Raw genomic sequence first — 24,487 nt, 5'->3', positions numbered from 1 at the left:
ACAAAGCAGCAATCAATTTTACAACCCCATCCCGACGTTAGCCATGAAGAGCTGAATAAACAAAGAAATTTTAAAAAACGCCTTCAAGAAGAAAAGAACTCCTGGATGTGTTTTGGTTTAATTCCCTGCTGTCATAAAATTAACTTACATTTTTTTTAAAGTAAATCTTTTCACAACTCAGCCCACATCCATTTAAAGTTTACAACTGCAAAATTATCAATAACAACCTTATCCACTACTATCAAATCCCTAAAATAAATGATTTAAATCAAAAGAAAAATGATTATCGTACCATACGAGTAAATGATATTTATGAATTAACAAGATATTTAACCAAACCTTAAACCAAATACAATATAATCCTACTTTTCGAATTTATGTGAATTTCACTCAAAATATGTTACAATGAGATTTCATTAATTACGGTGTACTAATCTGCTCAATCTTTTTTAAATCTACAGGAAATCAAAAAAAATTTGTGCCGTCACACTTATATCTTCCTTTTCAACGCACAGTATTAATACATATCAGTACCAATTATTGCAATGGTTTAAAAACAATTTCGTAGGATTTGGCTTTGTTTAAAAATGCATTGGCAAACTCCTGAATGTCTTTTTCAGTGATGTTATTTACAATATCTTTATAAGTTGCAGGGTCATCCATGTTTATATTATACTTGGAAAAATTGTATAATAAACTCAAGCTGTAGCTGTTGAAATTTTTGCTGTCTTCCCGCGATTTTAAGTAATTGCTTTTGGTTTTCACAATATCCTCTTTTATCAAAATACCTTTTCTAATTTTGTCAATTTCGTCGTAAACTATAGGAAGTAAAGTGTTCACTTTGATCGGATCTGAATCAAAATTTATAGATAGGGCTACCGTATTTTTTGGAAATCTAGAAGCTGCTGCACTTACCTGCACACCATAAGTTCCTCCTTCTTTTTCTCTAAGGCTCTCGGTATAACGCAAAGTCAGAATATCGCTCAGCATATCGGTCAAAACAGCATTTTTAGGAGTGTATTTAAAATCGCTTTCAAACTGAATATTGACCGTACTTTTGATCGTTTCCATTTTAATTAAAACTTCTCTGTTTATTTTATTGGAATTCCATACAGGTGTTCTGTCTTTGAATGTTTCTTCCCTTTTTATCCCGGGAATACTTGCGATGTATTTTTCTAATAGCGGTTTCAAAACTTCTGGTTTTACATCTCCTACGATAAAAAAATCAAAGTTTGAAACATCACAAAATCGTTCTTTATAGATTGCTTTTATTCTTTCAAAAGACAAATCATCAATAAACTGCTGGTCCAAAAGTCTTATTCTGGGATTATTTTTCCCATAAACGATTGCATTAATACTATCTGTCATTTTTCCATTAATGTCTTTGTCCTTGTTTTCCAGGTAATTTTGAAGATTTAACTTCTTAATATCAAAAATTTCCTGATCGAAACGTGGTCTTACAAAACGCAGGTGTACCAATTGCAACATCACTTCGAGATCCTTTACTTTAGCACTTCCTGAAACCGTTTCGCTTAAATCTCCCACACTCACTCCCGTACCCGCAATCTTTCCCGCCAGGACTTTTTCCAGATCAATACTAGAGAATGCTCCCGCACCTGAAGCATCTGCCAAACCATTCAGTGCAAATATCGATGGTAAATCTTCTGGACCATATAAAGATGCTCCTCCGAAACTCTCCGCATGCAGCTGCACATCATTTACATTCTTATTTGCAAATTTGTAATGCACTTTTACACCATTGCTCAAAGTATAAGTGGTAGCACCGATCTCTTTACTTTCCTTTTCAGCAGTAATTTTCCCCGGAACAATCGTTACATCAGTCAGCAGAGATTTGTCATTAAAGCTGTCTTCATAAGGCTTTAAATCAGGATTGTTTTCTGATTTGCTAATAATAGCAAACGCGCTCTCCTTGGTTAGATTGGTCTCATTTTCCATACCTTCAACGGTCACTACTCTGTTCTTTGAAGTATATCCACGCGTTAATTCGGCCTGGAAAGCTTTTGAATCGATGTTTTTCAGAATAAATTTTATCATCTCAAACTTACTCTTAGAATCTGTAACTAGTTGGTGTGAAAGAAATTCTGATTTTATACTATTAACAATACTGCTATGTGGAATTTCTTTTTCTGATTCGATATAGTTTTCGAAATAAGAAGTAATAGCAATTATGGTTCTTTGGATTTCACCTTCGGAAAAACCAAATTTTCCGGCACGTATAAACTCATCCATGACAGCAGCGAAAGCTTCTGCCTGTTTATTAGGTTTTGGAGCAATTCCCATTCCCATTACATCGTTAACTCTTGTAAAATCAGAATAATAAACATCCGCACTTTTAAACGGGCAATTTTCTTTCTGTGCTAATTCATTCAATCTGTCATTGAGCATTGAAAATGCCATTACTCTTGTTATTAACTGCTGTAGATCGGCAAAAGTCTGACTCTGAAAAGCGCCATTTTGAATAATTTTAAAAGATATAGCGGAATTTGTTATTTCTTTATCGATGGCTAACTTAAAAAAAGGTTCCTCATGATCCGGAATCGCTACCTCAAAACGTTTTTTCGGGTTTTTAGATCTCGGAATATCCGCAAATAACGTTTTTATTTTTTGCTCAATTTCTTCTGCATTCACATCTCCAACAACGGCAATTGCCTGCAAATCGGGACGGTACCATTCTTTGTAAAAATCTCGTAGCAAAGCGTAATCAAAATGTTTTACAATATCCATATCACCAATAACAACACGGTTTGCATACAGCGAATGATTGTACAAATAAGGATTGAACAAATTAGAAATCCGGGTTGATGCGTTTTGCCTGGTTCTCCATTCTTCAACAATAATACCACGTTCGGCATCAATTTCCTCATTGGTCAGTAGTAATGAATGTGACCAATCATGCAAAATCAGCAATGCAGTATCAATGACTTTTGGATCTGTTGATGGAATATTGTCAAAATTATAAACTGTCTCATCAAAACTGGTGTAAGCATTTATATTATTTCCAAAAACAGCCCCTTGTTTTTCGAGAGTCGTCAAAATTCCTTTTCCAGGAAAATTTTTAGTTCCGTTGAAAGCCATGTGCTCCAGAAAATGTGCCAATCCTTTCTGATTGTCATTCTCTAAAATAGAACCTACGTTTTGAATAATATAATAACTTGCTGTATTTTTATTTACCGCTGTTGGATAAATATAATACGTCATGCCATTGGATAGTACTCCTTTTTTAAGAGTTTTATTTCCAATTAAGGCATCAGCAGGTTTGTAGTTTTGTGCATTTATTGAAGTAATTCCAATAAATAATAACAGAGCGTGTAAAAGTAGAGCGTGTACAGATTTCATCATTTTTGATTTCGGCATTTAAAGTAATGGTTTTATATTTTATTCCACATCAGTTGAAAATATAAATATTCCTCCGACTTAGTAGCATCTTTGCCTAAGGACGGATATGGTTCTTTTTCAGTTCATCTGATCATGGTTTTCGCAAAATAATTAAAAATGATGTAAGGAAAAATTTGTGTTACTTATTTAACACATTAAATTTCTGTGCGACACCCGTTCTGCTCAACCTATTTATACTTGAGTCACCATCCAAAAATTTTTAAAATCGCACTTTATAGCTCACCCCCGCTGTCCATGCCCGTGTAAGTCCGTCCGGTCTGACTTCTCTCACTACAAAAGGCGTCGCAATTGAGGCTTCGATACTGTTTCCGGATGAAAAATGATATCCTGCAATTAAATTTCCATTAATGGTAAGTCCGTCAGAGCCTTTAATCGCCTCTCTTTGTCCGTAAATATCTTCGTAAGTATCTTGTCCCAAATGATAAATAAAAAGCAAATTCGGCTTGAATGAAAACTTACGATTGGTTGTATTTATGGTATACGTACCTCGTAAAAGAACATCCGGTTTTCTTTCAAATAAATTGGTGGTCATAAAATCAGCTGTACCGGAATACTCGCTGAAATACGAATTTGCATTTATATTGATCACAGGCAATTGTACAGCATAATTAAAATCCCAGTTTTTATAGTTCAGATTCACACTTCCCAGAAAATCAAAAGTTCCAAGACTGCTTTGATAGTCCATTGGAAGTGGATGATCGTTTATTTTAAGATTACTTTGATTGAAGGGGATTTTTAACCCTGAAGTAAAACTCCATTTATAGGAACCTGTCACAACCGGTACATAGTTCGCCGTTAAAAAAGCATCTCCAACAGAGCCTCTGCCACCAAAACTTCCATTTGCATAAGAAGAAGTTACCTTAGCATTTGCAGACCATTTTTCATTAAAAAAACGGGTATAACCAATATACGCCGACACATAATTAACATCGGCATCTCCTTTACCTAAAATAGTAGCAAATTCAATACTATTATTTTTCTTCTCGTCGTTTCCGTTAAACGAACTTCCTATACTGCATATACCTGCATCACTGCAACCTTGTGCTCTGGCAAGATTGAACACAAAAAACAAGGATAAAACAATTAAAAATTTAATTTTCATAATTAGTTGGATTTTAAAGCAGCAGATGCAAAAAGGTGATTGAATTGCTGGCAATGAATTAATACATAAGGGTAGGTTGCAAAACTGACTCCTTCGGGAACCGTATAACTCTGTGAACTTCCGGATCCTAAACTCCCAAGATTTACAAAACTTTCCGGCCTGTTGGTTTTAGAAAGATAGACTTTAAGATCGGGTCCGCTTGAAATGCTAAAATCCTTGAGAGACAACTTGTACAAGTCTCCCTCTTTATAAATATGGGCGGTACCTGTAACCTTATTGCCTCCTTCGGGTTCAAATGTTCCCGAAAACAATAAAGTCGCTTCTGAAGAAACTACCATCGAACCAATTTTTTCACGGGTTAATTCTCCTTCTGATTCACAACCAAAGAGCATTAAAATGGTAATAAAAGTAAATATCGTTCTCATTTTGTATCGTTTAGAAAATCAAATTTACTCACTCTCATAGTTCCTTAATGTCAGCTACTTTACATATCCTGTATATTTTCGATACTCTCCTATTGTGTTTACATTTTCTGCTGCTTAGATTAAAAAAAACACCAAGACACTCCCTTATATTTTTTCTATCTTTAACCCATTATAAAAAGATCATTTAAAACATAGGTTTTACATTTTTAAAAGAATACAAAAAGAAACATCTTTCTAACGCATAACAGTCTCTGTGTGTTTCAAATAAGTGAAACACCTTTTTTGAGAGTGCTAAATCTATGTTTCTATGCGTTTAAAAATAATTACATCTAACGGGTTACTTTTATATCCATTATATAGATCCTAATGACAATTCAACAGTTAAAATATATTGTAGCACTAGATGATGAGCGTCATTTTACCAGAGCCGCAGAAGTTTGTATGGTATCGCAACCAGGGCTAACGATTCAATTAAAAAATCTGGAAGAAGAAATTGGAATTAAAATTTTCGATCGGAACAAAGTACCTTTGACCCCTACAGTTCTTGGAGCCGAAATTATAAACCGTGCCAAAAAAATACTTCGGGAGGCTGACGAAATCAGAGATTTTGTGGTGAACGAGAAAAACAAACTTGAAGGCGAAGTCAAAATTGGTATCATTTCGACTTTGTCCCCTTATCTGATTCCGCTTTTTATTCAGGCGATGAAAAAAGCCACTCCCAAAATGCAATTCATTATAAAGGAAGCCAATACTGGCCAACTGATGAATGATGTTACTACAGGAGCTCTTGATGTGGCTATAATGGCAACGCCTACCGGAAATCCACATTTAATCGAACATCCTGTTTTTAAAGAACCTTTTGTGGCTTATTTGAATACGGTACACCCAATGGCTACAGCAACACACTACGAATTACAGCCCTCGGACCGTGCCGAATTACTTCTACTGCAAAACGAATATTGTTACAATGCCCAACTTTTGGATATTTGTGATATTAAAAGTACGGGGAAAATAAAAGAGCAGTTCAGTTATGATATCAGCTCGATTGAAACTTTAAAAAACCTGGTACGGGCAGAATTAGGGTTTGCTATAATCCCCGAACTTTCGATGATTAATGATCCAGAAACAGGACTTTTCAAACATTTTAAAGACCCCAAACCGGTACGCGAGATAAGTCTGGTGGTGTCGGATACCTTTTCTAAAAAGTTATTACTGGAAAAAATGAATGAGGCGATCTGGAATTGCCTGCCGGAATCGTTACAGCAAAACTTTGCTTACCGCAAAATAAGATGGAACGACTCTCCCTATTTTATTAAAGCTACTACCCGATAAATAGCTATCGGGAATCAATACAAAAAAAGCCAAAATACCTTGCAGTACTTTGGCTTTTGTATTTAGAAAAATGCTTCAATTATTAAGATCAATGAGAAACAAAAAATACATCATCAAATTAGAATAATCAAACCTGTTTTCTCGCAGATTGTGCAGATTCTATAAGATTTTATTATTTTCCGCTTAGATCTTTGGCGGCACCAATAATTACATTTGCAACAGCTTCTGGTTGCGAGATAAAAACACAGTGACTTCCTTTTACTTCTGTCACTTTAGTTTTTGAACGTTTGTACATGGCACGTTGAATAGAAGGATCGATACTTTTGTCCTGCGTAGCAATTACTGCGTAGGCTGGTTTGTCTTTCCATGCTGCTTTTGTAATTGGTGTTATAAAACCTTTTGCATAAAATGCACCTTGTGAAGCATACATAAAAGCGGCATCTTCTTTACTGATATCTGCGCAGAATCCGGCATGAAACTTAGCTTCATCATAATATACTATACCTTTATCGTTTGGAGGCAGAACACCATTTTCGGGAGCAGGAGCAGCTGTTTGCAGCCATTGTAAAGCCGATTCTCCGTTATCCGGTTGAAAAGCCGCCACATACACCAATCCAACAACTTTAGGATGGTTACCAGCCTGCGTAATTACTGCACCTCCCCAGGAATGTCCTACCAAAATTGTCGGGCCGTCCTGATTGTCTAATACTACATTGGTCGCTGCTACATCATCTTCAAGTGAACTTAATGGGTTTTGAACAATCGTTACTTTGTATCCCTTTTTTGAAAGTACATCGTATAAATTTCTCCATCCGGAACCATCTGCAAATGCTCCGTGAACCAATACTACATTTTTAATCTTTGTTGGCGCTGTTTGCGCAACTGAAATTGTTGATACTAAAAAAGTTAAAATTAAAGTGGCAGACATAAATACGCGATTCAATTGTCTTTTTAAAATAGTTGTTTTCATTTTTTAAGATGTTGTTTGTTAAATTAAATAATCTATTTAGATGTAATTAATTCTAACACATAGAAACATAGATTTTGCACTTTCAAAAAAGACGTTTCACTTATTTTTAAGACACAGAGTAGTCTTTGTGGAAGAAATTTATTTCTTAATAACATGCTCTATTACTCCTAAATTCTATGTTCCTATGTGTTAGAATATATTGTTAGATACTACGCTAAAAGTCATTTTTTTTTTAAGACAGTAAAGACACGTTTAAAGCAATCTCTGTATTTAGCAGTTTTGAAATAGGACAAATCTCCTTTGCTTTTTGAGCTGTTTTCTCAAAATCTTCTGTAGTAATCCCCGGAACTACTCCCGTAAGTTCAAGAGTAATTAAAGTGATTGTACCATCTTCAAAGGTTACTTTGGCAATAGTATTAAGGTCTTCGGGAACAAAACCTGCTTCTGATAATAAAAAGCTTAACTGCATTGTAAAACACCCTGCATGTGCTGCAGCGACCAATTCTTCAGGGTTAGTTCCCACTCCTTCTGCAAAACGGGTTTTAAAAGAGAGTTGAGCCTTGTTTAAAGTTGTACTTTGTGTAGTAATGGTTCCTTTTCCTTCCATTCCTGTACCTTTCCAGTTTGCATTTGCGTTTCTTGTAAATTTCATGACTAAAGTTTTTAATGTTATCAATTTTAATTCTCAAATCGTTGTTCTGATTTGATGAGACAAATTTATGGCGGGCTTCATTATAAATCAAATTGATAATTTTACATCATTATAAATTTTATTTATAATATAGCTCTAAAATTCTCAAACTCTGTACTGATTATACGGACTCAACCGAAAACTATCCATACTCATGAGATAACAGCTTATTGATTACTTTTTTAGACAATTATTTTCAAGCACTTAAAAAAATATCACATTTGAAAGGCAAAAAATAGGATCCACTCTTAATAAAACGTACAGGAATACCCGAAAAAGTCATAACTTTATATCTGATATTCTGTGTTTTAAAAAATATTAATGAATAATTAACTTTCGGCAAATGCAATAAATGCCTATCATTGAATGTTATCTATCCCGACATCAATATATTCATCTGATGTCTGAATTAACACTTTAAAACAATATGAAAAAGATACTATTGACATTTATAATAATTGGTGCTTCTTTACACGGATATGCACAGAAAGAAGTGAGTGGCAAATACAAGCCAATCGATTCTAAAAATGTTGAAATAAAAGATGTACCACCTCCAACCGAAACTCCGCTAAATCCGGATCTTCCGCTTCCAAAAGAACCAACCGTCTTAAAAATAAATCCCGAGGATTTGTACAAAAACAATAGCCTTTATAAACCGGAAGCCAATGTTGAAGGCATCTTTTACAGAAGAAACGAATATCTGGGAGGTTTTGTAACCAATACAGCGGTATCTACGATTCGTTACCGTGACGCTGCTTTTGTAGACGGCGATAAAATACGAGTATATCTGAATGATAAAGTGATAGAACCCGAAGTAAGTTTAAATGGAGATTATCAGGGCTTTAAAATTACTTTGGTAAAAGGAATGAATAAAATTGACTTTGAAGCTTTAAACGAAGGTTCGGCTTCACCCAATACGGCCGAATTTCAGGTTTACGACGATAAAGGAAAAGTGATAGAAGCAAGTCAGTGGAATGTTGGTAAAGGTTACAAAGCAACTATTATCCTTTACAAAGAATAAAACTTTCTTTGCAATTAGAAAACTCAGACTGCTAACATACTAGAACCTTATTTCATTCCGTTTTACGGCCATAAAGCAACAGTCTTTTAAAAGAATAGATGGCGGGAAGCTTGGGAAAGCCTTCCGCTATTCTTTTTTTATAGGTTTCAATAAAAACGACTTTCTCCTCTCCTTCCAGACGTTCTGTATACGGAATCAAAGCCGATCCTGAAATAAAACTAAAAAGCGTCTCATGATCTTTTGCAATAATTGGATATACTTTTTGCTGAATCTCTAAATTTTCCAATCCGCCATCAAAAAGAATTTGGGCATATTCATCGATACTCAAAACGGGGGATTCTCTTTTAAAGCCTTTGAGATAAGATACAAAAGGCTCCTCCTGAACCAATTCTAAAAGAATTTTATTGAGTTTGTTTTCCGGTTGCACAGGCATCTGTACTGCAAACTGTCCTTTTGGGTTCAGCTGTTCCAGTAGCTTAGTGAATAACACTTCATGATCATCCGACCACTGCAAAGCCGCATTGCTAAAAATCAAATCCCACTTTTCACCTGACTCTAAGGTTTCCTCTGTAGTCGATTTTCTGAAATGCAGATTATTTGTTTCTAAATCCTTTGACTGTTCCAGCATTTCTGCCGAAGAATCAACTCCCAGAAAGTCAGCTTCTGGAAATTTATTAGCCAAAATAGCTGTTTGCTCTCCCGTACCACAACCTAAATCAATGGCTTTCATTCCTTTTTCAGGCTGAATAAAATTTGCCAAATCATAAAAAGGCTGATATCGAATGTCTTTGAATTTATTATAGATCTCAGGATTCCAGGGCATTTTTTTCTTATTTTGTGATTTGTTTTGATCCCGAAAAGAAACTGTAATCAAAATAAAATCCGTTTAATGAAGACTAAGATACAAAATTCTCAAAGGAAAGATATAACAATAAAAAAAGACTTGACAATGCGTACTTATACTGCTTTTGGTAAAAACATGCCGTTCTGTAGTGGTTTGTCCTTTATTAAAAAACATATAAACCGAACAGGTTTTAAAAAACGGTACAATTTTTTAGAAGACTACCGATAATAAATAATGCTTTCCAATACCGAACTAATTTTAAATAGTATTAATACGCTCTTCTTTGCAAACGAGTACATTTTTGTTTTTTATGGCTTTCTTTAATCTAAAACACCATCTTCAAATTATCTAATTGTCCCATTCGAAGCGATTAATCTAAACACATAAAAAATAGAGATTTTATACTATCGAATATCCAAACATTGCCTGCGGTTTCAACTGCAGGAACACAATACAAAACACCCTAATAATGCACCCCGCAATTGAAACTGCGTTATACTGAATGAACAGAAGATACAAAAGGTTTAGAAGCAACACCTCAATTTAAAAGTATCGTTTTCAAATTATCTAATTATCCCCCTTCGACACGATTGATCTAAACACACAAAAAATAGAGATTTTATACTATCGAATATCCAAATATTGCCTGCGGTTTCAACCGCAGGAACACAATACAAAACACCGTAATAATGCACCCCGCAGCTGAAACTGCATGCTATGCTGAAATAACGGAAGATATAAAATGTCTAAAAAAAATAAACCGGACAGGTTTTAAGACCTGTCCGGTTTAGAAAAAAAGATGATTTCTCTCTTAATTTTTAACATAGAGATATCCGGTTTTTTCGTTCATGATACCATCTGCTTCGTAACGAAGAATGTAAAAATAAGTTCCGGTTGGTACTCCGCGTTGTTTATCGATTGTAACCCTTCCTTCTGAAATTCCCCTGAAAACATTACCATTGCTTCCATAATTACCGGTCTTGAAGATTTGAACTCCTCCTGAATTAAAAATTTCAACAGAATTATTAGGATATTGGTCTAAACCATCTATTCTAAGATAATCGTTTAAATCATCACCGTTAGGAGAAACCGAATTGTGCACAATTACATCTTTAACTTTAATCGATGCTTCTGCTCTATTATTTGTTTCATTATTATCTACCGGATTTGAATCCGTTAAATAAACGATATTCAAATAATCTCCTTTTTCTTTCACTTTTGCAGTTACCTTTAAAGTCTGAATTTCTTTTGATTGCAATACTGGTATTGTCCATATTCCACTAGTTGGATTATATTTTCCCGCAGAAGCTTCCGAAGCTACATAAACATATCCCGAAGGAAGTGCTTCGCTAATCGTTATATCCTTAGCTTGGTTAGTTCCAAAATTCTCTGCTGTAATCGTAAAGACAACCTCTTTTCCGATAAACGGATTAGCATTATCTACTACCTTTTTCAAACCAATATCCGAACAGGAATTAATCGTTACAGGGAAATCTACTGATACCAAAGGATCGAATTTCGACACATCAATATAGTCCACTTTTACAATCGCTTTCCCTACACTATTCCATAGAACAGTTATGTAATCGTCTGTTAGCTGCCCTCCGGCAACGATAGTACCTTCTTTAGAAACAAACCAATTATAATTTGACATTCCACTAAGTACCTTGTAAGTTGTTTCATCAAAAGCACAACCGTTACCATTCCAGTTTGGCGCAGGCTCCGGTGTACAACTTTTTACAATCACTTTTACCTCCAGACGTATCGGACTCTCACAAGCTCCCTCTTTTAATGAACCATAATAGTCCTTATTGTGTTCCAAAAGTGTAGACGGATCTACTTTGTTGCCTCCTGTCGCAGCATCGTACCAAGTCACTCCTGATTCATTGGTGATTAAATCTCCTGCTGTTTTATTATCCGTTTTACAAAATTCCTGTATGGTATTGGCAGTTGTTGGTGTTTTTGGATCGCTCAAAGTAACTGTCACCGCCAATCTTGTCGGGCTTTCGCAAGTTCCTACTTTTAGAGAACCGTAATACACTTTATTGTTTTCTAAAGCGGTTGTTGAAGCGATAACATTTCCTGCTGTTGCAGCATCGTACCAAGTCACTCCTGATTCAGTGGTAGCCAAATCAGAAACTTTTTTATTATCCACTTTACAGAATTCCTGTGTCGTTTGATTTGTCGTTGGCGTTTGCGGATCACTCAAAGTAACCGTTACAGCCAATCTTGTTGGGCTCTCGCAAGTACCTACTTTTAATGAACTGTAATACACTTTATTGTTTTCTAAAGCGGTTGTCGAAGCGATAACATTTCCTGCTGTTAAAGCATCGTACCACGTCACTCCTGGTTCAGTGGTAGCCAAATCAGAAACTTTTTTATTATCCACTTTACAGAATTCCTGTGTGGTATTGGCAGTTGTTGGTGTTTGAGGATCACTCAAAGTAACCGTTACCGCCAATCTTGTTGGGCTCTCGCACGTTCCTACTTTTAGAGAACCGTAATAAACCGTTCCGTTGGTTAATGTTGTCGTTGATGGTACAATATTTCCTGCTGTTGCCGCATCGTACCAAGTCACTCCTGATTCTGTTGTAGCCAAATCAGAAACTTTTTTATTGTCTATTTTACAGAATTCCTGAGTAGTTTGATTTGTAGTTGGTGTTTGAGGATCGCTCAAAGTAACCGTTACAGCCAATCTTGTCGGGCTTTCGCAAGTACCAACTTTTAGAGAACCGTAATAAACCATTCCATTGGTTAATATTGTCGTTGATGGTACAACATTTCCTGCTGTTGCCGCATCGTACCATGTTACACTACTTTCTGTTGTAGCCAAATCAGAAACTTTCTTATTATCCACTTTACAGAATTCCTGTGTGGTATTGGCAGTTGTTGGCGTATGAGGATCACTCAAAGTAACCGTTACAGCCAATCTTGTTGGGCTTTCGCAAGTTCCTACTTTTAATGAACCGTAATAGATTTTGTTATTTTCTAAAACTGCTGTCGAAGCGATAACATTTCCTGCTGTGGCAGCATCATACCATGTTACACCACTTTCTGTCGTAGCCAAATCAGAAACTTTCTTATTGTCTATTTTACAGAATTCCTGTGTAGTATTGGCAGTTGTTGGTGTTTGAGGATCGCTCAAAGTAACCGTTACCGCCAATCTTGTCGGGCTTTCGCATGTTCCTACTTTTAATGAACCGTAATAAACCGTTCCGTTGGTTAATATTGTCGTTGATGGTACAATATTTCCTGCCGTTACAGCATCATACCACGTCACTCCTGATTCAGTGGTAGCCAAATCAGCAACTTTTTTATTGTCTATTTTACAGAATTCCTGTGTGGTATTGGCTGTCGTTGGCGTTTGAGGATCACTTAAAGTAACCGTTACAGCCAATCTCGTTGGACTCTCGCAAGTGCCAACTTTTAGCGAACCGTAATAAACCGTTCCATTGGTTAATGTTGTCGTTGATGGTACAACATTTCCTGCTGTGGCAGCATCGTACCAAGTCACTCCTGATTCAGTCGTAGCCAAATCAGAAACTTTCATATTATCCACTTTACAGAATTCCTGTGTCGTTTGATTTGTCGTTGGCGTTTGAGGATCGCTCAAAGTAACTGTTACCGCCAATCTTGTTGGACTTTCGCACGTTCCAACTTTTAGAGAACCGTAATAGATTTTATTATTTTCTAAAACAGTTGTTGAAGCGATTGCAGTTCCTGCTGTGGCAGCGTCATACCAAGTTACTCCTGATTCAGTCGTAGCCAAATCGGATACCTTCTTATTGTCTATTTTACAGAATTCCTGAGTAGTTTGATTTGTAGTTGGTGTTTGAGGATCGCTCAAAATAACCGTTACCGCCAATCTTGTTGGACTCTCGCAGGTTCCTACTTTTAGCGAACCATAATAGATTTTGTTATTTTCTAAAACTGTTGTTGAAGCGATAACATTTCCTGCTGTTACAGCATCGTACCAAGTCACTCCAGATTCTGTCGTAGCCAAATCAGAAACTTTTTTGTTATCCACTTTACAGAATTCCTGTGTGGTATTGGCTGTTGTTGGTGTTTGAGGATCACTCAAAGTAACTGTCACCGCCAATCTTGTTGGACTCTCGCAAGTGCCAACTTTTAATGAACCGTAATACACTTTATTGTTTTCTAAAACAGTTGTTGAAGCGAGTGCAGTTCCTGCTGTTGCCGCATCGTACCAAGTCACTCCTTGTTCAGTGGTAGCCAAATCAGATACCTTCTTATTGTCTATTTTACAGAATTCTTGTGTGGTATTGGCTGTTGTTGGAGTTTGAGGATCACTCAAAGTAACCGTTACAGCCAATCTCGTTGGGCTTTCACAAGTTCCTGATTTCAAGGAACCGTAATAGATTGTTCCATCAGTTAGTGCCTGAGTTGATGGTACAACATTTCCTGCTGTGGCAGCATCATACCATGTTACACCACTTTCTGTTGTAGCCAAATCAGAAACTTTTCTATTATCCACTTTACAGAATTCCTGTGTGGTATTGGCAGTTGTTGGTGTTTGAGGATCGCTCAAAGTTACTGTTACCGCCAATCTTGTCGGGCTTTCGCAAGTGCCAACTTTTAGAGAACCGTAATAGATTTTGTTATTTTCTAAAACTGCTGTCGAAGCGATTGCATTTCCTGCTGTTGCAGCATCGTACCAAGTCACTCCTGATTCAGTCGTAGCCAAATCAGACACTTTTTTATTATCCACTTTACAGAATTCCTGTGTGGTTTGATTTGTCGTTGGCGTTTGAGGATCACTCAAAGTAACTGTTACAGCTAATCTTGTCGGGCTTTCGCATGTTCCCACTTTTAGCGAACCGTAATAAACCATTCCATTGGTTAGTGCCTGAGTTGATGGTACAACATTTCCTGTTGTGGCAGCATCATACCAAGTCACTCCTGATTCAGTCGTAGCCAAATCAGAAACTTTTTTGTTATCCACTTTACAGAATTCCTGAGTAGTTTGATTTGTAGTTGGCGTTTTTGGATCGCTTAAAGTAACCGTTACAGCCAATCTTGTTGGGCTCTCGCACGTTCCTACTTTTAGAGAACCGTAATAGATTGTTCCATCGGTTAGTGCCTGAGTTGATGGTACAACATTTCCTGCTGTTACAGCATCATACCACGTCACTCCTGATTCAGTCGTAGCCAAATCAGCAACTTTCTTATTATCCACTTTACAGAATTCCTGTGTGGTTTGATTTGTCGTTGGCGTTTGAGGATCACTCAAAGTAACTGTTACAGCTAATCTTGTCGGGCTCTCGCAAGTGCCAACTTTTAGAGAACCGTAATACACTTTATTATTTTCTAAAGCGGTTGTTGAAGCGAGTACAGTTCCTGCTGTTGCTGCATCGTACCAAGTCACTCCTGATTCTGTAGTAGCCAAATCAGAAACTTTCTTATTGTCTATTTTACAGAATTCCTGTGTGGTATTGGCTGTCGTTGGCGTTTGAGGATCGCTCAAAGTAACTGTTACAGCCAATCTCGTTGGGCTTTCGCATGTTCCTACTTTTAGAGAACCGTAATACACTTTATTGTTTTCTAAAACAGTTGTTGAAGCGAGTGCCGTTCCTGCTGTGGCAGCATCGTACCAAGTCACTCCTGATTCAGTCGTAGCCAAATCAGAAACTTTCATATTATCCACTTTACAGAATTCCTGTGTGGTATTGGCTGTCGTTGGCGTTTGAGGATCGCTCAAAGTAACTGTTACCGCCAATCTTGTTGGACTCTCGCAAGTTCCTACTTTTAGAGAACCGTAATACACTTTATTGTTTTCTAAAGTTGTTGTTGAAGCAACTGCATTTCCGCCTGTTGCGGCATCATACCATGTTACACCACTTTCTGTTGTAGCCAAATCAGAAACTTTCTTATTATCCACTTTACAGAATTCCTGAGTAGTTTGATTTGTTGTTGGTGTTTGAGGATCGCTCAAAGTAACTGTTACCTCCAATCTCGTTGGACTCTCGCAAGTACCAACTTTTAGAGAACCGTAATAGATTTTGTTATTTTCTAAAACTGTTGTCGAAGCGATTGCATTTCCTGCTGTTGCCGCATCGTACCAAGTCACTCCTGGTTCAGTAGTAGCCAAATCAGACACTTTTTTATTATCTATTTTACAGAATTCCTGTGTGGTTTGATTTGTCGTTGGCATTTTTGGATCACTCAAAGTAACTGTTACAGCCAATCTTGTCGGACTCTCGCAGGTTCCTACTTTTAATGAACCGTAATAGATTTTGTTATTTTCTAAAACTGCTGTCGAAGCGATTGCATTTCCTGCTGTTGCAGCATCATACCATGTTACACCACTTTCTATCGTAGCCAAATCAGCAACTTTCTTATTATCCACTTTACAGAATTCCTGTGTGGTATTGGCTGTTGTTGGTGTTTTTGGATCGCTCAAAGTAACTGTCACCGCCAATCTTGTCGGACTCTCGCATGTTCCTACTTTTAATGAACCGTAATACACTTTATTGTTTTCTAAAGCGGTTGTTGAAGCGATAACATTTCCTGCTGTTGCAGCATCATACCAAGTCACTCCTGATTCTGTTGTAGCCAAATCAGATACCTTCTTATTGTCTATTTTACAGAATTCCTGAGTAGTTTGATTTGTAGTTGGCGTTTTTGGATCACTTAAAGTAACTGTTACAGCCAATCTTGTTGGGCTTTCACAAGTACCTACTTTTAATGAACCATAATAGATTTTATTGTTTTCTAAAGCGGTTGTTGAAGCGAGTACCGTTCCTGCTGTGGCAGCATCGTACCAAGTCACTCCTGGTTCAGTGGTAGCCAAATCAGAAACTTTTTTATTATCCACTTTACAGAATTCCTGTGTGGTATTGACAGTCGTTGGTGTTTGAGGATCACTCAAAGTAACTGTCACCGCCAATCTTGTCGGACTCTCGCATGTTCCTACTTTTAGCGAACCGTAATAGATTTTGTTATTTTCTAAAACTGCTGTCGAAGCGATTGCAGTTCCTGCTGTTACAGCATCATACCACGTCACTCCTGATTCAGTCGTAGCCAAATCAGAAACTTTTTTGTTATCCACTTTACAAAATTCCTGTGTGGTATTGGCTGTCGTTGGTGTTTGAGGATCGCTCAAAGTAACCGTTACAGCTAATCTCGTTGGACTCTCGCAGGTTCCTACTTTTAGAGAACCGTAATAAACCATTCCATCGGTTAATATTGTCGTTGCTGGTACAATATTTCCTGCTGTTGCAGCATCGTACCAAGTCACTCCTGATTCTCTTGTAGCCAAATCAGCAACTTTTCTATTATCCACTTTACAGAATTCCTGTGTGCTTTGATTTGTCGTTGGCGTTTTTGGATCGCTCAAAGTAACCGTTACAGCTAATCTCGTTGGACTCTCGCACGTTCCTACTTTTAGAGAACCGTAATACACTTTATTGTTTTCTAAAGCGGTTGTTGAAGCGATTATATTTCCTGCGGTAGCTGCATCGTACCATGTTACACCACTTTCTGTTGTAGCCAAATCAGATACCTTCTTATTGTCTATTTTACAGAATTCCTGTGTGGTTTGATTTGTCGTTGGTGTTTGAGGATCGCTCATAGTTACTGTCACCGCCAATCTTGTCGGGCTTTCGCAAGTACCAACTTTTAGAGAACCGTAATACACTTTATTGTTTTCTAAAACTGCTGTTGAAGCGATAATATTTCCTGCGGTAGCTGCATCATACCAAGTCACTCCTGATTCAGTCGTAGCCAAATCAGCAACTTTTTTATTATCCACTTTACAGAATTCCTGTGCCGTTTGATTTGTCGTTGGCGTTTGAGGATCACTCAAAGTAACTGTCACCGCCAATCTTGTTGGGCTTTCGCAAGTGCCAACTTTTAGAGAACCGTAATACACTTTATTGTTTTCTAAAACTGCTGTCGAAGCGATTGCATTTCCTGCTGTTACAGCATCGTACCAAGTCACTCCTGATTCAGTAGTAGCCAAATCAGAAACTTTCTTATTGTCTATTTTACAGAATTCCTGTGTCGTTTGATTTGTCGTTGGCGTTTGAGGATCACTCAAAGTAACTGTTACCGCCAATCTTGTTGGACTTTCGCATGTTCCTACTTTTAGCGAACCGTAATAAACCGTTCCATTGGTTAATGTTGTCGTTGATGGTACAACATTTCCTGCTGTTGCCGCATCGTACCAAGTCACTCCTGATTCGGTCGTAGCCAAATCAGATACCTTCTTATTGTCTATTTTACAGAATTCCTGTGTCGTTTGATTTGTAGTTGGCGTTTTTGGATCGCTCAAAGTAACTGTTACCGCCAATCTTGTCGGGCTTTCGCATGTTCCCACTTTTAGCGAACCGTAATAAACCATTCCATTGGTTAATGTTGTCGTTGAGGGTACAACATTTCCTGCTGTGGAAGCATCGTACCAAGTCACTCCTGATTCAGTCGTAGACAAATCAGCAACTCTCTTGTTGTCTATTTTACAGAATTCCTGAGTAGTTTGATTTGTAGTTGGCGTTTTTGGATCACTTAAAATAACTGTTACCGCCAATCTCGTTGGACTCTCGCACGTTCCTACTTTTAGAGAACCGTAATAGATTTTATTATTTTCTAAAACAGTTGTTGAAGCGATTGCAGTTCCTGCTGTGGCAGCGTCATACCAAGTTACATTTGATTCTGTTGTAGCCAAATCAGCAACTCTTTTATTATCCACTTTACAGAATTCCTGTGTGGTATTGGCTGTCGTTGGCGTTTGAGGATCGCTCAAAGTAACCGTTACAGCCAATCTTGTTGGGCTTTCGCACGTTCCAACTTTTAGAGAACCGTAATAAACCGTTCCGTTGGTTAATATTGTCGTTGATGGTACAATATTTCCTGCTGTTGCCGCATCGTACCACGTCACTCCTGATTCAGTCGTAGTCAAATCAGATACCTTCTTATTGTCTATTTTACAAAATTCCTGAATAGTTTGATTTGTAGTTGGCGTTTTTGGATCGCTCAAAGTAACCGTTACCGCCAATCTCGTCGGACTCTCGCAAGTGCCAACTTTTAGAGAACCGTAATACACTTTATTGTTTTCTAAAGCGGTTGTTGAAGCGATTATATTTCCTGCGGTAGCTGCATCGTACCATGTTACACCACTTTCTGTTGTAGCCAAATCAGATACCTTCTTATTGTCTATTTTACAGAATTCCTGTGTGGTTTGATTTGTCGTTGGTGTTTGAGGATCGCTCATAGTTACTGTCACCGCCAATCTTGTCGGGCTTTCGCAAGTACCAACTTTTAGAGAACCGTAATACACTTTATTGTTTTCTAAAACTGCTGTTGAAGCGATAATATTTCCTGCGGTAGCTGCATCATACCAAGTCACTCCTGATTCAGTCGTAGCCAAATCAGCAACTTTTTTATTATCCACTTTACAGAATTCCTGTGCCGTTTGATTTGTCGTTGGCGTTTGAGGATCACTCAAAGTAACTGTCACCGCCAATCTTGTTGGGCTTTCGCAAGTGCCAACTTTTAGAGAACCGTAATACACTTTATTGTTTTCTAAAACTGCTGTCGAAGCGATTGCATTTCCTGCTGTTACAGCATCGTACCAAGTCACTCCTGATTCAGTAGTAGCCAAATCAGAAACTTTCTTATTGTCTATTTTACAGAATTCCTGTGTCGTTTGATTTGTCGTTGGCGTTTGAGGATCACTCAAAGTAACTGTTACCGCCAATCTTGTTGGACTTTCGCATGTTCCTACTTTTAGCGAACCGTAATAAACCGTTCCATTGGTTAATGTTGTCGTTGATGGTACAACATTTCCTGCTGTTGCCGCATCGTACCAAGTCACTCCTGATTCGGTCGTAGCCAAATCAGATACCTTCTTATTGTCTATTTTACAGAATTCCTGTGTCGTTTGATTTGTAGTTGGCGTTTTTGGATCGCTCAAAGTAACTGTTACCGCCAATCTTGTCGGGCTTTCGCATGTTCCCACTTTTAGCGAACCGTAATAAACCATTCCATTGGTTAATGTTGTCGTTGAGGGTACAACATTTCCTGCTGTGGAAGCATCGTACCAAGTCACTCCTGATTCAGTCGTAGACAAATCAGCAACTCTCTTGTTGTCTATTTTACAGAATTCCTGAGTAGTTTGATTTGTAGTTGGCGTTTTTGGATCACTTAAAATAACTGTTACCGCCAATCTCGTTGGACTCTCGCACGTTCCTACTTTTAGAGAACCGTAATAGATTTTATTATTTTCTAAAACAGTTGTTGAAGCGATTGCAGTTCCTGCTGTGGCAGCGTCATACCAAGTTACATTTGATTCTGTTGTAGCCAAATCAGAAACTTTCTTATTGTCTATTTTACAGAATTCCTGAGTAGTTTGATTTGTAGTTGGCGTTTGAGGATCGCTCAAAGTAACTGTTACGGCTAATCTTGTTGGGCTTTCGCAAGTTCCTACTTTTAGCGAACCGTAATAGATTTTATTATTTTCTAAAACTGCTGTTGAAGCTATTATATTTCCTGCTGTGGCAGCATCATACCATGTTACACCACTTTCTGTCGTAGCCAAATCAGAAACTTTTTTATTATCCACTTTGCAGAATTCCTGTGTGGTATTGGCTGTCGTTGGCGTTTTTGGATCACTCAAAGTAACTGTTACTGCCAATCTCGTCGGACTCTCGCACGTTCCTGCTTTTAGAGAACCGTAATAAACCATTCCATTGGTTAATATTGTCGTTGATGGTACAATATTTCCTGCTGTTACAGCATCATACCAAGTCACTCCTGGTTCAGTGGTAGCCAAATCAGACACTTTTTTATTATCTATTTTACAGAATTCCTGTGTGGTTTGATTTGTCGTTGGCGTTTGAGGATCACTCAAAGTTACTCTTACAGCCAATCTTGTCGGGCTTTCGCATGTATCTAATTTTGAAGATCCGTAATAAATTTTATTGTTTTCTAAAATAGTTGTCGGCGACACTACATTTCCTCCTGTCGCGGCGTCATACCATGTTACATTTGATTCTGTTGTTACTAAATCAGCAACAGTTGAATTATTTACTTTACAAAATTCTTGTATTGTATTTGCCGCTGTTGGCGTTTTTGGATCACTCAAAGTAACCGTTACCGCCAATCTTGTTGGACTTTCACAAATACCTGCTTTTAGAGATCCGTAATACACTTTATTATTTTCTAAAGCCGTTGTCGAACTGATTACATTGCCTCCAGTTCCAGCATCAAACCATGTTACATTTGATTCTGTAGTCAATAAATCAGCAACTGTAGCATTACGTACCTTACAAAATTCCTGAATTGAAGTTCCTGTCGGTGTTTTAGGATCGCTCAAAGTAACCGTTACAGCCAATCTCGTTGGACTTTCGCAAGTACCAACTTTTAGAGAACCGTAATAAATTTTATTGTTTTCTAAAATAGTTGTCGGCGGCACTACATTTCCTCCTGTCGCGGCGTCATACCATGTTACATTTGATTCTGTTGTTACTAAATCAGCAACTTTTTTATTATCCACTTTACAGAATTCCTGACTTGAAGTTCCTGTTGGTGTTTTAGGATCACTTAAAGTAACCGTTACAGCCAATCTTGTTGGATTTTCACAATTTCTCTCTTTCTGAGAACCATAATAGATCTTATTGTTTTCTAAAACCGTTGTCGAACTGATTGCATTGCCTGCTGTAGCGGCATCGTACCAAATTACATTTGATTCTGTGGTCGACAAATTGGCAACAGTTGCATTGTTTACTGTACAAAATTCCTGATTTGAAGCTCCTGTTGGTGTTTGTGGATCATTAACTGTAATGTTTACAGATTCCGTAAAATAACATCCGCCTAAGGTATTTAACTCGACTTTATACAAACCGCTTTGAGCTGTCGTTAAATTATCCAATGCCAATTCGATTGTGTTCAAAGTACTGCCATCCGGCAATGTCCATTTAACAGAAGCAATAGGCCCCATTGGATTTAGACCAAGTTTTAAACTTTCGCCTTTACAATAATAAGACGAGTTACCGGCTATTAATAGAGAAGATGGTACTCTTAAAATTAGAGGCTGCTCAACATCATAACAATTCGTTCTTGCTCTTACCACGTAATTACCTGCCGTGAGTCCTCTAAATACCAGATCAGTCTGCCCCGTTGCGGGAAAATTAGTGTCAGTATTCTTCTTTAAAAAATAAGTAGCAGTAGCGTCTACGTTATTTACTTTGGCATAAAGGTCACCGGTTGTATTTCCGCTACAAATTATACCTCCGGATTGAGATAAATCAAAAACCGGAAAATTGGTTTTGATTTCTATCGTTTTTGTTGTCGTGCCCTCCCATAAATCGCCAGTGGTTAAAAAACCACTTACATTACTCTTTCTCGTAAGGCCTATTTCGTAAGTACCATAGGTTTGATCAGGATAAACAAACTCATATGTCCCCTCTCTTAATATATTAGGAAGAGAATGAGAAGACCCTGCAGAACCACTTCCGGATACCGGGCCGGAAACTGTGCGTACGTATATATAGTGATTTAAAAAAGGGTCAGAATTAGATGAATTAGAATCTGCCGTACCAACCATAGAAACTCTAACCCCTACCCTTTTTACATATCGGTCGCAGGCTGTCGCAGAGAGCGTTGACGAGATTGACGTAATTTCGATTTGAGAAAAGTAACAATTCAGCACCACATCAAATACCTCATCAAAACAGCCCGAATCCTGTACCCTGATTTTGTAATTCCCCTGATTTAAATTTTCACCTAAAACAGAGTATCCCGTTCTGGCAGTTACTGTTAATGGCGAAGGGCCGTTTACCAGGCTCACGGTAACTATTCCCTGTAAACCAGGGGTGTACACTGCTAAGGCCGACTTACCAAAATTGGCGCCACTGGGTCTGCGATAAAAACGTATCAAACTTTTAGGATCGACTGGCGGTGTCGCAGTAAAATAAACAGGATCTATAAAGACGTTATTGGGCCCCGTTACAGCAGGCAGCGGCCTGTTTGGATTTGATGTAACATTAAGAAAGCGATATTCCGGCGCTTCTGCTCCACTCCTGTCCATCAGTTTAAAAGTATAAGTTTGGCCAATATCGACTAAAAAGTTGACAGTAGTATTAGTTCCAGTACTAGTATAACTTTGAGTCGTATTAGTAGCCGTATCGGTCACCTGCACTGTATAAGGCGCACATCCTCCACTAGCATAAGCAGTTATGGAAACTTTTCCGGTCGTACCACAATTTGTATTTGCCGGATCATCCGCAATTCTAAAAGTTGAAAGTTGAAGAGCTTCTATTTTACCCAGACTGGAGGATCCATAATCCGTTGTCAGTGTTTTTGAAACTCCGCAATAACTGGCCGTCAAACGAACGAGTCCCCATTTGGATCTGTCGGTGGGTAGTGAAAAACGTCCAATAACCTGTGCATAAGTTAAATTATCGTATACATCCCAATCAGCTCCATTTTGTATTTCCAATTTATATGAAAAAGAATCTCGAGTAACGGCACTAAATGACGCGGGCGAGACAGACTGAGTGTAAGCATATCCACCCCTATAAGAAACGCTTGCAATACCGGAACAAATATCTCCGGGAGTATTGTAAACGATCTCTAAGTTACCAGAACTCATCGTTATGTTATTAGAAGTAAACTTTACATTGGCAGCGAGTGTAACAGTATTGATACTAGCGGTCTTTACTCCACAATTGTCCGTTAATTCTACTCTATAGGTTCCGGGAAGCACATTTTTAAAATCATAAGTGGAAGTACCGGCTGTTGTTATTTTTTGGACTTCACTGTTATCCGAGGTTCTGAACAGGCTTATCGTATAAGGCGGATTTACTCCTGCCATACCAACTCTAATAGTCCCCAAAGGATCCGGATCGGTACCGCAATACGTGTAATTAAACCCGGCAAAACCCGTAATTGTAGGGGAAGCTGTGGTATAAGCTCCTCCTACACTTATCGGATTCGTTGCTTTAACAAAGGTAGTACCATTATAATAACCATAATAGTAATCCCCCCTTGCCAAATGCGTAATTAATGGATCGATTGACCTGATCACAGTAGCTTCATCAAATGGCAATTTTGCCACAGCATAAATGATAGGTCCTGTAGCATTAGTAACATTTATGGTAATTGTTCCATCTCCTACACAAGCCGCATCAGTCGCGGTAGCCGTGATAGTTACCTGAGAATACCCCGCAAAAGGTATTAAGTATAACAAAATAAGTAATACTTTAAATAATCTAATGTTAATTGCCATTCTTATTGGGTTTTATACAGTTAAATCCGTGCACTGTGGCACGCTGAAATTTTGTACAAAACTATCCTACCACTAGTATATCCATAATCCATTTGTTACAAAAGGCAGATTGATGTAATAATTGGTCGAACTACGTAATAAGTGGTAATTAACAACTTCTTTTTATACTATTAAATACCCCAAAAAGGTCTCGATAAAACCTTCCGAATACTCATTTTTTAAAATATAAACCCGACGGATTTTAAAAAACTGCCGGGTTAGAAACAGAAAAACAGAGATCTTATTCGATCAAATAATCTGAAGATAACCTGCAGTTTTAACCACAGGAACACAATGCAAAACGCCCTAACTAATGCACCCCGCAGTTGAAACTGAGGGCTATGTTGAAATATGAGAAGATTCAAAAGATCATTTTCAATTTATCTAATCATCCTGATTCT

General features: G+C 37.7%; 9 protein-coding genes. 2 read left to right on the top strand and 7 right to left on the bottom strand.

All coding sequences use genetic code 11. The annotated features are described in order from the left end of the window. Positions 1-537: 537 nt before the first annotated feature. From OGZ34_RS14555 to OGZ34_RS14545, 3 genes are all read right to left on the bottom strand, one after another. Entirely contained in the window at positions 538-3,375 is a 2,838-nt protein-coding gene (locus OGZ34_RS14555) for a M16 family metallopeptidase (RefSeq protein WP_263360677.1), read from the bottom strand. A 241-nt stretch (positions 3,376-3,616) separates the two neighbouring features. Beyond that, positions 3,617-4,519 (bottom strand): hypothetical protein, encoded by a 903-nt coding sequence (locus OGZ34_RS14550; RefSeq protein ID WP_263360676.1) that lies wholly within the window; start codon positions 4,517-4,519, stop codon positions 3,617-3,619. A 2-nt stretch (positions 4,520-4,521) separates the two neighbouring features. After that, positions 4,522-4,944, bottom strand: coding sequence for a DM13 domain-containing protein (locus tag OGZ34_RS14545; protein ID WP_263360675.1), 423 nt, complete (start codon positions 4,942-4,944; stop codon positions 4,522-4,524). A 366-nt stretch (positions 4,945-5,310) separates the two neighbouring features. On the opposite strand from OGZ34_RS14545, the gene OGZ34_RS14540 reads away from it, so the two are divergent. Continuing rightward, on the top strand, positions 5,311-6,276 hold the full coding sequence (locus tag OGZ34_RS14540; RefSeq protein WP_263360674.1) for a hydrogen peroxide-inducible genes activator: 966 nt from the start codon (positions 5,311-5,313) through the stop codon (positions 6,274-6,276). Positions 6,277-6,448: 172 nt separating this feature from the next. On the opposite strand, the gene OGZ34_RS14535 is transcribed toward OGZ34_RS14540, so the two are convergent. Then, the gene (locus tag OGZ34_RS14535; RefSeq protein ID WP_263360673.1) at positions 6,449-7,246 is read right to left on the bottom strand and encodes an alpha/beta hydrolase; all 798 of its coding nucleotides are present in this window, start codon (positions 7,244-7,246) and stop codon (positions 6,449-6,451) included. Positions 7,247-7,478: 232 nt separating this feature from the next. Further along, on the bottom strand, positions 7,479-7,898 hold the full coding sequence (locus OGZ34_RS14530; RefSeq protein ID WP_263360672.1) for an OsmC family protein: 420 nt from the start codon (positions 7,896-7,898) through the stop codon (positions 7,479-7,481). A gap of 466 nt (positions 7,899-8,364) precedes the next feature. On the opposite strand from OGZ34_RS14530, the gene OGZ34_RS14525 reads away from it, so the two are divergent. Further along, a complete protein-coding gene (locus tag OGZ34_RS14525; protein WP_173967799.1) occupies positions 8,365-8,958 on the top strand; it encodes a hypothetical protein in 594 nt (197 codons plus the stop codon). Between the two features lie 52 nt (positions 8,959-9,010). Here OGZ34_RS14525 and OGZ34_RS14520 read toward each other — a convergent pair whose 3' ends face one another. Both OGZ34_RS14520 and OGZ34_RS22480 read right to left on the bottom strand, forming a co-directional pair. Beyond that, positions 9,011-9,781, bottom strand: a complete 771-nt coding sequence (locus tag OGZ34_RS14520; RefSeq protein WP_263360671.1) for a methyltransferase domain-containing protein — start codon at positions 9,779-9,781, stop codon at positions 9,011-9,013. An 832-nt stretch (positions 9,782-10,613) separates the two neighbouring features. Then, positions 10,614-24,047, bottom strand: coding sequence for an Ig-like domain-containing protein (locus OGZ34_RS22480; protein ID WP_263360670.1), 13,434 nt, complete (start codon positions 24,045-24,047; stop codon positions 10,614-10,616). Between the last annotated feature and the right edge of the window lie 440 nt (positions 24,048-24,487).

Source organism: Flavobacterium collinsii (assembly GCF_946903285.1).
In the GTDB taxonomy this organism is placed as follows: domain Bacteria; phylum Bacteroidota; class Bacteroidia; order Flavobacteriales; family Flavobacteriaceae; genus Flavobacterium; species Flavobacterium collinsii.
The sequence above is the reverse complement of the archived record's forward strand: the minus strand, read 5'-3'. Positions and strand labels throughout refer to the sequence as shown.

Coding starts and splice junctions, on each gene's coding strand:
- OGZ34_RS14555 (WP_263360677.1), bottom strand. CDS start 3,375: ATGCCGAAATCAAAAATGATGAAATCTGTACACGCTCTACTTTTACAC.
- OGZ34_RS14550 (WP_263360676.1), bottom strand. CDS start 4,519: ATGAAAATTAAATTTTTAATTGTTTTATCCTTGTTTTTTGTGTTCAAT.
- OGZ34_RS14545 (WP_263360675.1), bottom strand. CDS start 4,944: ATGAGAACGATATTTACTTTTATTACCATTTTAATGCTCTTTGGTTGT.
- OGZ34_RS14540 (WP_263360674.1), top strand. CDS start 5,311: ATGACAATTCAACAGTTAAAATATATTGTAGCACTAGATGATGAGCGT.
- OGZ34_RS14535 (WP_263360673.1), bottom strand. CDS start 7,246: ATGAAAACAACTATTTTAAAAAGACAATTGAATCGCGTATTTATGTCT.
- OGZ34_RS14530 (WP_263360672.1), bottom strand. CDS start 7,898: ATGAAATTTACAAGAAACGCAAATGCAAACTGGAAAGGTACAGGAATG.
- OGZ34_RS14525 (WP_173967799.1), top strand. CDS start 8,365: ATGAAAAAGATACTATTGACATTTATAATAATTGGTGCTTCTTTACAC.
- OGZ34_RS14520 (WP_263360671.1), bottom strand. CDS start 9,781: ATGCCCTGGAATCCTGAGATCTATAATAAATTCAAAGACATTCGATAT.
- OGZ34_RS22480 (WP_263360670.1), bottom strand. CDS start 24,047: ATGGCAATTAACATTAGATTATTTAAAGTATTACTTATTTTGTTATAC.